We start from the raw sequence: 339 nt of genomic DNA, 5'->3' as shown, positions 1-339 counted from the left end.
ACCCGTGCCGCCCAACGTCACCGAGCTATGCGCCGACGAGTCGTACATCACTGCATCGGCCAGTTGGCCCTGCATGTTCGTGATCTGGCCATTGATGGTCGTCACGTCGCCCGAGAGCGTCGAGACGTTACCCTGGATGGTCGTGACGTCGCCCTGGAGCGTGGTCACGTTGCCAGCGAGGTTCGACACATTTGTGTTCGTCTCATACAGCTGCGAACCGTTCACCGCGTCGAGGCTCGACGCGCTCAGCGTGCCATTTGCCACGTTGTGCAGCGCCACTGCCGAGGTCGCACCCGTGCCGCCCAGCGTGACCGAGTCGTGCGCCGACGAGTCGTACAG

The 339-nt window shown here is 63.7% G+C and carries 1 pseudogene; it reads right to left on the bottom strand.

Annotation, left to right across the window (positions count from 1 at the left end):
* Positions 1-339: pseudogene (locus U5A65_RS40790) on the bottom strand (hypothetical protein); the annotation flags it as partial.

Source organism: Paraburkholderia sp. J10-1, assembly GCF_905220165.1.
Taxonomy (GTDB): Bacteria; Pseudomonadota; Gammaproteobacteria; order Burkholderiales; family Burkholderiaceae; genus Paraburkholderia.
The sequence above is the reverse complement of the archived record's forward strand: the minus strand, read 5'-3'. Positions and strand labels throughout refer to the sequence as shown.